The sequence below is a fragment of the Streptococcus dentapri genome (assembly GCF_042649885.1).
GTDB lineage: Bacteria > Bacillota > Bacilli > Lactobacillales > Streptococcaceae > Streptococcus > Streptococcus dentapri.
Genome location: NZ_JBHSAC010000083.1, coordinates 1 through 14623, shown reverse-complemented (window position 1 = coordinate 14623; position 14623 = coordinate 1). Strand labels below are relative to the sequence as shown.

The 14623-nt window shown below is 40.3% G+C and carries 9 protein-coding genes and 1 pseudogene; 9 read left to right on the top strand and 1 reads right to left on the bottom strand.

Going from position 1 to position 14623, the window contains the following annotated elements:
- Positions 1-44 precede the first annotated feature (44 nt).
- From ACFOSE_RS09335 to ACFOSE_RS09315, 5 genes are all read left to right on the top strand, one after another.
- The gene (locus ACFOSE_RS09335; RefSeq protein ID WP_380432715.1) at positions 45-1043 is read left to right on the top strand and encodes an alpha-ketoacid dehydrogenase subunit beta; all 999 of its coding nucleotides are present in this window, start codon (positions 45-47) and stop codon (positions 1041-1043) included.
- 173 nt (positions 1044-1216) lie between these two features.
- On the top strand, positions 1217-2608 hold the full coding sequence (locus ACFOSE_RS09330; RefSeq protein WP_380432713.1) for a dihydrolipoamide acetyltransferase: 1392 nt from the start codon (positions 1217-1219) through the stop codon (positions 2606-2608).
- 140 nt (positions 2609-2748) lie between these two features.
- Positions 2749-4515, top strand: coding sequence for a dihydrolipoyl dehydrogenase (gene lpdA, locus ACFOSE_RS09325; protein WP_380432711.1), 1767 nt, complete (start codon positions 2749-2751; stop codon positions 4513-4515).
- A gap of 161 nt (positions 4516-4676) precedes the next feature.
- Positions 4677-5663 (top strand): lipoate--protein ligase, encoded by a 987-nt coding sequence (locus tag ACFOSE_RS09320; protein WP_380432709.1) that lies wholly within the window; start codon positions 4677-4679, stop codon positions 5661-5663.
- Between the two features lie 203 nt (positions 5664-5866).
- Positions 5867-7762, top strand: coding sequence for a GbpC/Spa domain-containing protein (locus ACFOSE_RS09315; RefSeq protein ID WP_380432707.1), 1896 nt, complete (start codon positions 5867-5869; stop codon positions 7760-7762).
- Between the two features lie 51 nt (positions 7763-7813).
- On the opposite strand, the pseudogene ACFOSE_RS09310 reads toward ACFOSE_RS09315, so the two are convergent.
- A pseudogene (locus tag ACFOSE_RS09310) lies at positions 7814-8873 on the bottom strand (transposase).
- Positions 8874-9162: 289 nt separating this feature from the next.
- On the opposite strand from ACFOSE_RS09310, the gene ACFOSE_RS09305 reads away from it, so the two are divergent.
- The 4 genes from ACFOSE_RS09305 to ACFOSE_RS09290 are packed head-to-tail and all read left to right on the top strand — an operon-like array spanning position 9163 to position 14520.
- The gene (locus ACFOSE_RS09305; RefSeq protein WP_380432705.1) at positions 9163-10926 is read left to right on the top strand and encodes a PTS mannitol-specific transporter subunit IIBC; all 1764 of its coding nucleotides are present in this window, start codon (positions 9163-9165) and stop codon (positions 10924-10926) included.
- 42 nt (positions 10927-10968) lie between these two features.
- Positions 10969-12921 carry a BglG family transcription antiterminator gene (locus tag ACFOSE_RS09300; RefSeq protein WP_380432703.1) on the top strand — a complete coding sequence of 651 codons (1953 nt, stop codon included), beginning with the start codon at positions 10969-10971 and terminating at the stop codon, positions 12919-12921.
- Between the two features lie 2 nt (positions 12922-12923).
- Positions 12924-13361: a PTS sugar transporter subunit IIA gene (locus ACFOSE_RS09295; RefSeq protein WP_380432701.1), complete on the top strand. Its 438-nt coding sequence runs from the start codon at positions 12924-12926 to the stop codon at positions 13359-13361.
- Between the two features lie 13 nt (positions 13362-13374).
- Entirely contained in the window at positions 13375-14520 is a 1146-nt protein-coding gene (locus tag ACFOSE_RS09290; RefSeq protein WP_380432699.1) for a mannitol-1-phosphate 5-dehydrogenase, read from the top strand.
- The last annotated feature ends 103 nt before the right edge of the window (positions 14521-14623 follow it).

The following is a 14623-nucleotide window of genomic DNA, read 5'->3' as shown; positions in this document are numbered from 1 at the left end:
AGTACGATATGTATTCAGACTGTAAATAAGACTAGGAGAAAATCATGACAGAAACTAAAAAGATGGCACTGCGTGAAGCTGTTAATTTAGCCATGACCGAAGAAATGCGCAAAGACGAAAAGATATTTCTGATGGGGGAAGATGTCGGTATTTATGGTGGCGACTTCGGGACTTCTGTTGGTATGTTTGAAGAATTTGGTCCAAAGCGTGTCAAAGATACCCCTATTTCAGAAGCTGCTATTGCTGGATCGGCTATCGGGGCAGCAATTACAGGTTTACGCCCTATCGTTGATATAACCTTTATGGACTTTCTGACTATTGCGCTAGACGCTATTGTCAATAATGGTGCCAAGAATAATTATATGTTTGGTGGTGGTCTCAAAACTCCAGTGACCTTCCGTGTGGCCTCGGGTTCGGGAATCGGATCGGCTGCTCAACATTCTCAATCTCTAGAGGCTTGGTTGACCCATATTCCAGGCATCAAAGTAGTTGCTCCGGGTAATGCTAATGAAGCTAAGGGCTTGCTTAAATCGGCTATTCAGGATGATAATATTGTCGTTTTCATGGAGCCCAAAGCTCTCTACGGTAAAAAAGAAGAGGTTAATCAGGACCCAGATTTCTATATCCCATTAGGCAAGGGAGATATCAAACGTCAAGGTAGTGATTTAACCATCGTATCCTACGGTCGTATGCTGGAGCGTGTTCTTCAAGCTGCAGATGAAGTTGTTGCAGATGGTATCAATGTCGAAGTAGTTGACCCACGTACTCTGATTCCGCTGGATGAAGAATTAATTATCGATTCCGTCAAGAAAACCGGTAAATTAATGTTAGTTAATGATGCTTATAAAACAGGTGGTTTCATTGGCGAAATTGCTGCGAGAGTGACTGAAAGCGAAGCCTTTGATTATCTTGATTATCCTATTGTACGCTTGGCTAGTGCAGATGTCCCAGTGCCTTACGCGCGCGTGCTTGAACAAGGTATCTTACCTGACGTTGAGGAAATCAAAGCCTCCATCTATCAAATGGTTAATAAAGGCAACTAAGTCATTCTAAAAATCAGTCGGAAAGGAGACCTAATGCTAGGTCCAATCCTAAAAACAAGAAAAGAAAGGTGACATAAAGAGCAAAAGAGTACAAACTGATTTTCACTGCTTGATATACGCTTCAACCGGTGAAAGATTAGTTTCCATGTTTCTTTTACTCTAGGTATCATATTATGGCTTTTGAAATAATAATGCCCAAGCTCGGCGTTGATATGGCCGAAGGTGAAATCATCGAGTGGAAAAAACAGGAAGGAGACACGGTTCAAGAAGGTGATATCCTGTTTGAAATCATGTCTGACAAGACCAACATGGAATTGGAAGCCGAAGATTCAGGTGTGCTTTTGAAAATCATTCACCCAGCAGGTGATACTGTCCCGGTGACTGAAGTTGTCGGTTATATCGGAGCGGTAGGAGAAGAGATTCCTACAGGAACAACGACTCTAAATTCCCAAGTAGCAGAGGCGATAGAGGATCAACCGAATTCAGCCGGATCAAGTTCAATCACTCTACGGTCTTCTTTTGAGCCTGCACAGTCTAAAAATTCACAAACTGATGGTAAGATCCGCGCTACTCCAGCAGCTCGCAAACTGGCAGAAGCAGAAGGTATTAATCTAAGAGAGGTAAATGGTACAGGAGCGAAAGGGCGCATTCATCGAGATGATGTTGAAAACTTTAAGAATGCCCAGCCTAAAGTAACGCCTCTGGCTCGCAAAATTGCAATTGATCAAGAACTTGATATCAATACAGTAACCGGTAGCGGTATCGGTGGTAAGATTACTAAGGCGGATGTTCTGGCCATGACACAAGCAGCTTCAGGGCTGGCTGCACCAGAATCAGACATTATTCAGGCTGAATTATCGGCAGGTGTTGAAGTTGTTCCGATGAGTGCCATGCGTAAGGCTATCGCCAAAGGGATGACCAATTCTTACCTGACAGCACCAACCTTTACTCTCAATTATGATATTGATATGACTAATCTTATGGCCTTACGTAAACAAGTGCTTGAGCCTATCATGAATAAAACAGATCTTAAGGTCACATTCACTGACTTGATTGGCTTGGCTGTTGTTCGTACTCTGATGAAACCAGAGCATCGCTATCTAAATGCTTCTCTGATTAACGATGCCAAAGATATTGAACTGCATCGGTTTGTCAATCTAGGGATTGCTGTTGGCTTAGATGAAGGCTTGATTGTTCCAGTTGTTCATGGGGCAGAGCAAATGAGCCTGTCAGAATTTGTTGTAGCTTCTAAGGATGTCATCAAAAAAGCCCAGTCCGGCAAGCTCAAAGCAGCAGAAATGTCCGGTTCAACCTTCTCAATAACCAACCTAGGAATGTTTGGCACCAAGTCTTTCAATCCCATTATCAACCAACCTAATTCAGCAATTCTGGGAGTAGCAGCAACAGTTCAAACACCAGTTGTTATTGATGATGAAATTGTTGTCCGTCCGATTATGCAACTCTGCCTAACCATTGACCACCGCATTGTTGACGGGATGAATGGTGCTAAATTTATGGTTGATTTGAAAAACTTACTGGAAAATCCTATGGAGCTACTTATCTAATTAAAGACTGAACGATAAATCACAATAAAAGTTATAAAACAAACAGAAAGGAAAGAACAAGTTCGGTGACCTCAATCCCGAACTGAATGCTGGAATAGGTTAGCTTATTTCTGTTGCATTGATGTTCTTAATATCATATTATGGCTTTTGAAATAATAATGCCCAAGCTCGGTGTTGATATGGCCGAGGGTGAAATAATTGAGTGGAAAAAGCAGGAAGGTGATACTGTTAATGAAGGTGATATCCTGCTTGAAATCATGTCTGACAAGACCAACATGGAATTGGAAGCTGAAGATTCAGGTGTACTTTTGAAGATTGTCCATCCTGCAGGTGATGCCGTTCCTGTAACTGAAGTTATCGGCTATATCGGAGCAGCAGGTGAGGAAATTGCAACTAATACCCAAGCGCCCCCAGCCTCTGATCCAGAAGCGGCGGAGGCAACCGCCAATCTTGAAGCTGCTGGAATGCAGGTGCCAAAAGCTCCTGAACAAGCAGTGTCAGTCGCTGCTGAAGCCTCTTTAGCTGATGATGAATACGATTTAGTTGTTGTAGGTGGCGGGCCTGCAGGTTACTATGCTGCCATTCGTGCCGCTCAGCTTGGTGCTAAGGTCGCTATTGTTGAGAAATCAGAATTCGGTGGTACATGTTTGAATGTTGGCTGTATCCCAACCAAGACCTATTTGAAGAATGCTGAAATTCTTGATAATTTGAAAATTGCTGCAAGTCGTGGTATCAACCTAGCTTCAACAAATTATAGCATTGATATGGACAAAACAGTTGAGTTTAAAAATTCTGTTGTTAGAACTTTAACTAGCGGCGTTCGTGGACTGCTAAGGGCTAATAAAGTGACTATTTTCCACGGCCTTGGTACAGTCAACCCTGATAAGACAGTCGTTATTGGATCTGACACAATTAAGGGACATAAGATTATTTTGGCAACAGGCTCAAAAGTTTCCCGTATCAATATTCCGGGTATTGATTCTAAATTGGTACTAACTTCAGATGATATTCTTGATTTACGCGAGATGCCTAAATCATTAGCTGTCATGGGTGGCGGTGTTGTTGGTATTGAACTAGGACTTGTCTGGGCGTCTTATGGTGTTGAAGTGACTGTCATTGAAATGGCTGACCGTATTATTCCGGCCATGGATAAAGAAGTCTCGGCAGAATTGCAAAAAAGTCTGATTAAAAAGGGTATGAAAATTAAAACTTCTGTAGGTGTTGAAGACATTATCGAAGACAATAATCAGCTAACCCTCAAATTGAATAGCGGTGAAGAAGTGATTGCGGAAAAGGCCCTGCTTTCAATCGGGCGTGTCCCACAGATGAATGGTCTTGAAAAACTTAATCTTGATATGGAAGGTGGTCGCATCAAGGTTAATGATTATCAGGAAACATCTATTTCTGGGATCTATGCTCCAGGGGATGTCAATGGCAGACGTATGCTAGCCCACGCAGCCTTCCGCATGGGAGAAATTGCAGCCGAAAACGCTCTGTGGGGGAATACACGTAAGGCTCATTTGGATTTTACTCCAGCAGCTGTTTATACCCACCCAGAAGTTGCCATGGTCGGTCTCACAGAGGAAGAAGCACGAGCAAAATACGGTAACATTTTAGTTGGTAAGTCTAGCTTCGCTGGCAATGGTCGTGCTATCGCTTCAAACGAAGCCCAAGGATTTGTAAAAGTTATTGCTGACAGTAAATATCGTGAGATTCTTGGTGTACATATTATCGGTCCAGCAGCGGCTGAATTGATTAATGAAGCCTCTACCATTATGGAAAATGAACTGACAGTAGATGAAGTGCTGCTATCCATTCATGGTCATCCGACCTTCTCAGAAAACATGTATGAAGCTTTTGCAGATACTTTGGGCGAGGCTATTCATAATCCACCAAAACGTAAATAAGTTCCAAAATAAAATCTATTGCTATGTGAAAATACATACAGTAGGAAGAGAGTTCATATAATAGTGCTTTTGAGCTCTTTTCTTTTTAATATGATAATTGCCTAAATTATCTTTAAATAGTGACAATATTTAAATTAGATTACAGATAAAGGAAGTTACCGATGAAATATATTGTTAATAAATCACACAATCCTGCTTACAATGTTGCCTTGGAAGCATATGCTTTTCGTGAGCTTACAGACGAGGATGAACTTTTCATCCTCTGGATCAACGATCCGGCAATCATTATCGGCAAACATCAAAATGCTATTCAAGAAATCAATAAAGCCTATACTGATGATCATGGTATCAAAGTTGTTCGCCGTTTGTCAGGCGGTGGAGCTGTATATCACGATCGTAACAATCTCAACTACACTATCATTTCTAATAAGACCGATGAAGGAGCTTTTGATTTTAAAACCTTCTCACAACCCGTGATTGCCACTCTAGCCGATTTTGGAGTTGCAGCAGAATTTTCTGGTCGCAATGATCTTGAGATTGATGGTAAAAAGATTTGTGGAAATGCACAAGCCTATTATAAGGGACGTATGATGCACCACGGTTGTTTACTTTTTGACGTGGATATGACAGTTTTGGGGAATGCTCTCAAAGTCAGCAAGGATAAGATTGAATCCAAAGGAGTTAAATCAGTTCGTGCTCGTGTGACCAATATTTTAAATGAATTACCTGAAACGATAAGTGTAGAGGAATTTTCTGATAGAATCCTAGATAAAATGAAAGAGCTTTATCCGGATATGACAGAATATATTTTAACCGAAGATGACCTGACTAAAATCCAGAAGTCCTATGAGGAGCAATTTAATACTTGGGATTGGACTTATGGAGCAGCCCCCGAGTACACCATTGAACGCAATGTTCGCTATAGTGCTGGAAAGATTAATACCTATGCCAAGGTAGAAAACTCTACCATTAAAGCACTTAAAATCTACGGGGACTTTTTTGGTGTGTTAGATGTTGATGCTATTGAAAGTCTTCTTCTGGGGTGTAGGTATGAATATAGTGATGTTCTCGAAAAACTTAAAACAGTGGATATTTCTCGCTATTTCTCAGGCATGACAAGTGAAGAAGTTGCAAGAGCAATCACATAATAACAGAAAAATTACACAAATATTAATAAGGTTACTTAAAAAATACAAAAATATTTATTTTTTTTATTAAAGAGCTGCATGAGCTAGATTGGTTTGATTTTTTATAACCATTTTGTTACACTGTTTAACATAGTAAATGTTGTATACATAAAATAACTTTGTAATATTTACTAAATCTTTATAATCAAAGAAGGGTTATTAAAATGGGAAAGAAGAAATTGCAACAGTACTCACTTCTTAGTGGTTTGGCTGTAGCATCATTTGCAGCGACACAAGTAGCTGCTGATGAAGTAACAGATGTCAATACCAATACTGCTGGTACTGATCAAACTACTGAAGTAGCTCAGTCGGGACCTCAAGTTAAGGTTATTGATCAAACTACTGAAGGTAATACTACAACAACAACGTCGGAAGTAACATCGCCAGAACTTAATTCTGCTGTTGCCAGTGTCAATAGCTACAATGAAACTAATAATCAATCAGGAAAAGTAGACCAAGACAGTAATAATAACTCTGGTAAGCAGGATGCTAATTCAACAAATTCATCAGTTGTTGTTCCTCCAGTAACCATTACTGAAAACGAAACTAAAGTTTATGATACGGTCGAAGAAGCTGATGCAGCTAATAAAGTGCAAGCAGAAGCTATCCAAAATACTTTGGACCAGTATCAAAAAGATGTAGCTGATTATAAAGAAAAATTAGCTAACTATAATGCTGCACAAGAAAAGTATATCGCTGATAAGGCTGCTTATGACGAAAAAGTTAAAGCTTACAACGATTATCAAGAAAAAGTTAAAGCTTTGGTAAGTCCTGAAAATGCAGAGGTTGTTAAAGGTCTCATTTACAACAATGAACCAAATGCTGTTGTTACTATCGATGGCGTTGATCAATATGTGACTAAAGAAGCTCAAGAACAACACGTACAAGATGAAATTCTTCAACAATTCAATACTGATAAGTATCCAGAAGAAGATTTCACATCAGAAAACCCATACGCTTCAACTGAAGATGCGTGGTTCAAGATGAACGTTGGTGATACCGTTACAGCAACTTACACTAACCTTGAAAATTCTGATTATCTTGGGACTAAAATTACTAAAGCTGTCGCAACTTACACTTTGATAGATACTACTAGCGATGATGGTACTGCTATTGCAAAACTTTACCATGACCCAACCAAGACTATCTTTATCGGTGCGCAAACATCAGATGATGCATCTAAGAAGATCCAAGTTGATATTCACATCAAGTTCTATGATGAAAATGGTAACCTTATCAACTTGTCTGATAACAACTCTGTATTGAGCTTATCTTCACTTAATCACTGGACTACTGAATACGGTGATCACGTTGAGAAAGTTCTTAATATCGGTGATAGTAAGTTTGTTAAATTTAACGATTCATCTATTAATCTTAATGCAGATGGTGCTATTTACTCTCCAACTGAAAATCAATATGTAGCCAATGGTGCTGAAATCAATGGTGATGGAGAAGATGGTTGGGATAAAATCAATAATGACGGTGAAAAACGTACTGCTTCATCAGTTTACGGTGCAGCCGCTATGACTTATTCTGGTGAGCCATTCACTATTTCAGCTGAAGGTAACAATGCGGAAGTTCCAACAGCTATCTGGTTTGCAGTTAACTCGTTTGCAACGCAGGAACCAGGCCCAGCTCCAGAAGAACCAGAAATGCCTAAGTTGTCAGCTGTAAGTGTCAACTACAATAAAGCTATTGTGAGAACGACAGCTACTACTCCGGAAGAGCCAGAAACTCCAACACCTGAAACTCCGGAAGAGCCAGAAACTCCAACGCCGGAAACTCCGGAAGAACCAACAACACCACCGGAAACTCCAACAACACCAACTACTCCAACAGCGCCAGAAGTGCCAGCAACACCAAAAGCACCTACTCCTGAGAAGACAACTGTCGCTACAGCTAAGTCTGAAACGCCAGCTCCTTCTCAAGAACCTGCTAAAGCTCAAGCTCTCCCTTCAACAGGTGAAACTAACAGCTATGGTGTAGCAGCATTCGGTGCAGGAATCGTTGCCTTCTCAGCATTGACCTTGCTTGGAAGCCGTAAACGCAAAGAAGACTAAAATTAGTCAGTGAATATTAGCTCTTTGTCAACTGTAGTGGGTGACCTATAACTAAATGTGAGAGAGAATCAGATTGGTTCTCTCTTTTTGCCTGTTCAAAGCGAGGAGAATTTTAGTTTTAAAGTTTTTGAAGTTTCGAAAACTAAAAGCTTGGCGTTTGATGTCCTTGATGACCTTGTTGGTTGCTTTCAGTTTAGCGTTAGAATAAGTTAGGTTAAGAGCATTTGTAATGTAAGCTTCGTATTTCAGAAAGGTTTTGAAGACGGTTGACAAGTGCTGATTGACACAGTTCAAATGGTTTTCAATCAGTCCAAAAAATTGAGTTGTCCGTTTTTCTTGAAAATGGAAGAGCGGGAGTTGATAAAGCTCATAATAAAAAGCGACGTTCATCAGAGAAAGCTAAAGTTCTATCGACAATCTCACGAGGTGTTAAGGTTTGCCTAAAAGTTCGTGAATAGAAGGCCTTGTCAGAAAGTTTTCGGCTGTCCTTGTGGAGAAGACGCCAATGATTTTTCATCGCCCGATAGGGCAGCGACTTCTTTTCAAAGCTCTTCATAATGGCAATTCTGGTGGTCATCATAGCTCGGCTTAAGTGCTGGATGATGTGAAAGCGATTTTGGCCTTATTTCGTGAGAATTCATCCCAACTCAAAACTTTAAGAAGTTTGGAGAAGTCCTCTTTGAAGGTGAATTGTGCTAGCTTTCTCTGAACGGCAGAGACGGAAATGTGAAGTTTCTTTGGCGATAGCGGAGTCATTCACCTTCTCTGTGTGAAGCTGTGTGATTTTAGGCCAGACAGGCTTGGAAATCTGACAGTTTCTCTGAACGAGAGGTGTCTCAGACACCGCCACTCTGCGACAATCCTTGCACTGAAAGTGGCGCTTTTTGAGCTTTATAACAGAGGGCCTACCTTGAATATCAAGGATAGGGATAGCTGACGCTTTCTGAAAGTCGTATTTAATCATGCTGGCCTGACAATAAGGACAGTCAGGCGCTTGATAGTCCAGTTTAGCTTGTATTTCAATATGGGTTTGGTGTTGTAAGACAAACAAGATTTTGATATGTTTATCTTTCAATCCGATTAAATCTGTGGTATTCTTAAGAAGTTCCATATGAGTCTTTCTAATGAGTTGTTTAGAGCTTTTCATTATAAGTCATATGGGACTTTTTTTTCATACAGTCAAGAGGACCTATAATATCTGAAGGAGATTTATCCACTACAGATAGTGATAGAGCCATTTTTATTACCATTTTTAAAGATAAAATGCTCTTTTACTGAAATAATTGCAGGACATCTAATTTAAGTTATCAAATAGAATGACAATTTTTTTTTGCCAAAATTTGAGTGTTGTGGCAAAAAGAATTATTTTATAATAAACTCATAGAAAAGGAGGAATTTTCATGGGAAATGGTAATTCTTTGAAAGTCAGAATTCAAAAATTAGGAACTGCACTTTCTAACATGGTTATGCCTAATATTGGGGCTTTCATTGCTTGGGGTGTGGCGGCCTCACTTTTCATTGCCACAGGTTATTTACCAAATAGTGATTTGGATACCAATGTTGTTGGGCCAATGCTAAAATATGTTTTACCCCTTTTAATTGGCTATACGGGTGGTTATAATGTCCACAAGCAACGAGGTGGTGTCATTGGTGCTATTGCCTCATTTGGTGCTATTGCAGGTTCATCTGTCACGATGTTCATCGGTGCTATGATTATGGGCCCTTTGTCAGCCTGGCTTTTGAAAAAATTTGATGAAAAAATTCAACCCAAAATTAAGACTGGTTTTGAAATGTTGGTCAACAATTTTTCACTCGGTTTAATTGGTTTTATTTTGATGGTACTTGCCTTCTTCATCATCGGTCCAGTTGTTGCTCAACTGACAGAATGGGTTGGTATCGGTGTAGAAGCTATTGTCAAGGTTCACTTACTGCCATTGGCTAATCTGATTATTGAACCAGCCAAGATTCTATTCCTGAACAATGCCTTGAATCATGGTATTTTCACACCATTAGGTACAGAACAGGTTGCTGAAGTTGGTAAATCAGTTCTTTTCTTACTTGAAGCTAATCCTGGCCCAGGTCTTGGTGTCTTGCTAGCCTATGCTCTCTTTGGTAAGGGGGCAGCTAAATCTTCATCTTGGGGAGCTATGATTATCCATTTCTTTGGTGGTATTCATGAAATTTACTTCCCTTACGTTATGATGAAGCCAGCTATGTTCTTAGCTGTTATTGCTGGTGGTCTTACTGGAACCTTCACTTTTCAAGCTCTTGGTGCTGGTCTGACAGCCCCTGCTTCACCAGGATCTATCATTGCTATTATGGGGATGGCTCCTAAGGGACTTGGAGCCCATATGAGCGTTTTGACTGGTGTTATGACAGCCGCTCTTGCTTCCTTTCTAGTAGCAGCCGTCATTCTTAAAACAGATAAGTCTGAGGGCGATTCGCTAGAAGAAGCACAAGCTGCAACGCAAACAGCTAAAGCACAGTCTAAGGGAGCAGCTTCAGCGGTGCTGAGTGAAACTATTTCACCTGCAAATGTTGTTCAAATCATCTTTGCTTGTGATGCGGGTATGGGTAGCTCAGCCATGGGCGCTTCTATTCTTCGTGATAAGGTGAAAAAGGCTGGTCTTGATATTCCAGTATCAAATAAGGCTATTTCAAACCTAACAGATACCCAAGACACTCTAATTGTAACGCAGGAAGAGTTAGCAGCACGTGCTGCTGAACGCACCCCAAGTGCAGTTCATGTAACTGTTGATAATTTCTTGGCAACGCCTAAATATGATGATATTGTCAGTCAGCTAGTAGGTGAAAACCGATCAGATACTCGAACAGCTGAGACAGATACTACGGGGGTTACTGTTGATGTTGACTTAAATTATATTGATGAAGTTGTATTTGCTCACGCAAAAGCTGAAGGCTCAGCAACCATGGGACAAGCAACTCTGGAGCTCATCTTTAAGAATCATGAAATCGGGATACCAATTTCTAAGGCAGCTAATGAAAATCTAGGTCATTTCAATGCTAAGAATATTCTTGTTGTCACTACGATTGCCAATCAAACTGAGGCTCAACGGTTTGCTCCTAATGCACAATTCTTAATCGTTGATAGTTTGGTCACAACACCTGAATACGATAAGATGGCCAAACGTATGCATAAATAGCCCGATTTTACGTAAAGTAGTTAAAAGTAATATAATAAAGTTATGATTTTTACTAAACGTGAAGAAAAATTAATTAAGGCTTTTCTGGATGCTGGCAGGCTTTCTGTCGCTGATATTCAAAAGATTCTGGCTGTATCCCAGCGAACAGCCTACCGCACGATCACGGATTTAACGGCTAGTCTTCATACCGTGGGGATTGAGCTGCTTAAAAAGCAGAAGAAGTATGAACTATCTGGGGATTTATCTAAACTGAGTTCTATCTATAGTATGGAAGACTATAGCCATAGCGAGCGTCTCAATCTGATCTGCCTGGCTTTATTGACGGCAACAGAACCCTTGACCAATGCTTATTTCCAAGAAGAATTCATGGTCAGTAATGTGACCATCATTCAGGATATTAATGCTATTGAACAGCGTTTAGTTGATTTTTCTGTTAAACTTGAGCGTAAGCAGGGTTACCATCTACTGTTAGATACAGAGCAACATCGTTATTTACTGGCTGTTTTGTTGACCCATATGTTTTCGGCAGCTGATTTTAAGTCAGGCAAGTTAGACCGTGTAGCAGATGATCTATTAGGGGTTTTTAAGCAGGCTAGGAAGGCATTTAGAGACTGCCAGACTTTTATTCCGGACATGGATCCTAAGTTGTTACAGTTTTTCACCATTCTCTTAGCCCTGTCTAAAAAATTTGGCCAGCCCAAGACAATTGCTCATGTTAGTAAACAGTCCTTAGAATTAGCTCAAGAACTCTTTGCCAGCTATTCTAAGTTGACTGCTCAGGCTTACGGTACAAATGAAATCGTCTACTGGGCCGGTCTTTTGGATGAACTCTATATCAAACGTCAGGAAAATCCGCTTTATGTGGAGAATTTCGATAGTCAGTATTTTTATAATGTTACTAATTTGATTGATAAGGTATCATCCTTTACCAAAATCAATTTTGTTAAAGACAAAACTCTCTTTAAGTTTCTCTTTCATCATTTGCGTCTGAGCCTAGCTATCCCTTACCTCTTTCCTGATGAATCAATTTCTTCCACAGCTCACCTAGTCGCCTATCAAAATGATTTTCTTCACCGAATTATCCGCTTAGTGATGCAGGATCTCTTTGCGACTTATATTCAAAATGAGGCTGAATATGAGCTGGTAACACTGCACTTTGCCTCAAGTATCAGGCGCAGTCCAGATATTTACCCTATTCAGGTTCTGCTTTTAACGAATCAACGCCCCTTAGCTGTGGAACTTTTGGTGACCAGGATTAAATCAGTTGCTCCTTTTGTCCAATCGGTTCAGGTCAAGCGCTTAGAGGATTTTAATAATGATTATCTTGACCAGTATGACTATATTTTATCAACTAGTCCGAGTGATCATGAGGAAATTGATCTTATTTCTGCCTATCCTAGTACGACTGAAATTTTGCGCTTACAGGAACGTTTGCAGGCCGTTCAGTTGCGCCACAATCAGCAGCGTGAACGCAGTATTGAAGTTGTAGGTCAGCCAGACTTGCAGGCCTACCTAGAGTCTAGTCAGGAATTGCTAGAGCAATTCCAGCTACTTTATCTGGATAACAGTTTATCTTTTAAGCAAACAGTGGCTGAGATTATCTCGGACTTACCGGCCATCTCGGATCAAGCCTATTTGATCGAGAAACTTTTGCAGCGCTTTGAAATTAGCCCCTTTGCTATTCCTGAGACGGGACTGGCTCTATTACATACACAATCTCACACAGTCGAAAAGAGTCAGTTTATGGTTTATCAGTTGGCCCATAAAATTGGTGTTCCATCAATGAATCATGAAATTGAAGATGTTAGTAGAATTTTGGTCATGTTGACCAAGGAGGACAGTTTAGCTGAAACCAAGGTCCTGATGTCAGCCATTGGTCAGTCTATTATCGAAAATCATCTCTATACGGAAATTTACAAAACTGGAAATCAAACGATTATCTACCAATTACTAAATAAGATCTTTACAGAAACTATCAAAGATTTGGAGAATTAACTATGGAATTTGAAAAAACACTGATAAAGCTCAATCAGCACTTCGACAATAAAGAAGCAGCTATCCGCTATTGCGGTCAGCTGCTCGCTGATGGTGGCTACGTCAACCCTGAATATATCGATGCCATGGTGCGCCGTGATCAAGAATTATCGGTTTATATGGGGAACTTCATTGCAATTCCTCATGGAACAGATGATGCCAAAAAAGAAGTTCTTAAAACAGGTGTCACTGTTGTGCAGGTTCCTCAAGGGGTTAATTTTGGAACAGAAGATGACAGACAGATTGCCACCGTTCTTTTTGGTATAGCCGGTATTGGCGATGAGCATTTGGAGATGATTCAAAAAATCTCGATCTTCTGTGCGGATGTTGATAATGTTGTTAAGTTAGCGGATGCTCAGTCTGAGGATGCCATCATTCGTTTGTTAAATAGTGTTGAATAAAAAGGAGTATATAATGAAAAAAGCAGTACATTTTGGCGCTGGAAATATCGGTCGGGGTTTTATCGGTGAAATTCTATTTGAAAATGATTTTGAGATTGCCTTTGTGGATGTCAATGAAGCTATCATTGATGCTTTGAATGAACGCCATAGTTATGAAATTGAGATTGCTGAAGATGGTCAGCGTCATATCAGTGTATCAGGTGTTCGGGGCATCAACAATGGTAAAAATCCTGCTGATGTAGTTGCAGCTATTGCTGAAGCGGACCTCATTACGACCGCTATCGGCCCCAATATTCTGCCTCTGATTGTGAAACTGATTGCTCAAGGTATTCAAGCGCGTCAAAGTGCTAGCAACCAGCAGGCTATTGATGTCTTGGCTTGTGAGAATATGATTGGCGGCTCACAGTTTCTCTGGGAAGAAGTTAAGAAACACCTTTCTGATAATGCCTTGGCTTATGCCGAGGAATTTGTTGGCTTTCCAAATGCTGCAGTTGACCGGATCGTCCCAGCTCAGAGTCATGAAGATCCACTCTTTGTTGTAGTTGAACCTTTTAAAGAATGGGTTGTGGAAACTGATCGTATGAAGAATAAAAAGTTAAAACTAGAAGGTGTTCATTATGAAAAAGAGCTGACTCCTTTCATTGAACGCAAACTGTTTTCTGTCAACTCAGGCCATGCTACATCAGCCTATACGGGAGCCTTCTATGGAGCTAAGACAATTCTTGAAGCCCTCAAGAATGAAAGGGTTAAAGCAAATGTTGAAGCTGTTCTAGCCGAAATCCGCAGTCTCTTAATAGCAAAATGGGACTTTGACGAAAAGGAATTAGTTGACTATCATAAAATCATCATTTCTCGTTTTGAAAATCCTTTCATTGTTGATGATGTCACTCGTGTTGCTAGAACTCCGATTCGTAAACTAGGTTATGATGAACGTTTCATTCGTCCGATTCGTGAACTTAAAGAACGTGGCTTGTCTTATGATAATTTATTGAAGACTGTTGGCTTTGTCTTTAAGTATACTGATCCAACGGATCCTCAGTCTGTTGAACTAGAGGAATTACTAGCAAGTAAACCCTTATCAGAAGTTATCGCTCAAGTCACTGAATTAAAAGAAGTTGATTTGATAGCAGAAATTGCGGCGACCGTTACAGCCTTATAAAACGGTATTTATGAAAGAGGCTGGGACAAAAGGGCACTGCCCCCCTAACATGAGACAGAAGAAAAACACTCCTGTTGAAATCTAGTAAACTAGAAACAGGAGT

What these genes read in the sequence shown, in the direction of transcription:
- ACFOSE_RS09290 (WP_380432699.1), top strand. Translation starts at nt 13,375, where the DNA reads ATGAAAAAAGCAGTACATTTTGGCGCTGGAAATATCGGTCGGGGTTTT.
- lpdA (WP_380432711.1), top strand. Translation starts at nt 2,749, where the DNA reads ATGGCTTTTGAAATAATAATGCCCAAGCTCGGTGTTGATATGGCCGAG.
- ACFOSE_RS09305 (WP_380432705.1), top strand. Translation starts at nt 9,163, where the DNA reads ATGGGAAATGGTAATTCTTTGAAAGTCAGAATTCAAAAATTAGGAACT.
- ACFOSE_RS09295 (WP_380432701.1), top strand. Translation starts at nt 12,924, where the DNA reads ATGGAATTTGAAAAAACACTGATAAAGCTCAATCAGCACTTCGACAAT.
- ACFOSE_RS09315 (WP_380432707.1), top strand. Translation starts at nt 5,867, where the DNA reads ATGGGAAAGAAGAAATTGCAACAGTACTCACTTCTTAGTGGTTTGGCT.
- ACFOSE_RS09330 (WP_380432713.1), top strand. Translation starts at nt 1,217, where the DNA reads ATGGCTTTTGAAATAATAATGCCCAAGCTCGGCGTTGATATGGCCGAA.
- ACFOSE_RS09320 (WP_380432709.1), top strand. Translation starts at nt 4,677, where the DNA reads ATGAAATATATTGTTAATAAATCACACAATCCTGCTTACAATGTTGCC.
- ACFOSE_RS09300 (WP_380432703.1), top strand. Translation starts at nt 10,969, where the DNA reads ATGATTTTTACTAAACGTGAAGAAAAATTAATTAAGGCTTTTCTGGAT.
- ACFOSE_RS09335 (WP_380432715.1), top strand. Translation starts at nt 45, where the DNA reads ATGACAGAAACTAAAAAGATGGCACTGCGTGAAGCTGTTAATTTAGCC.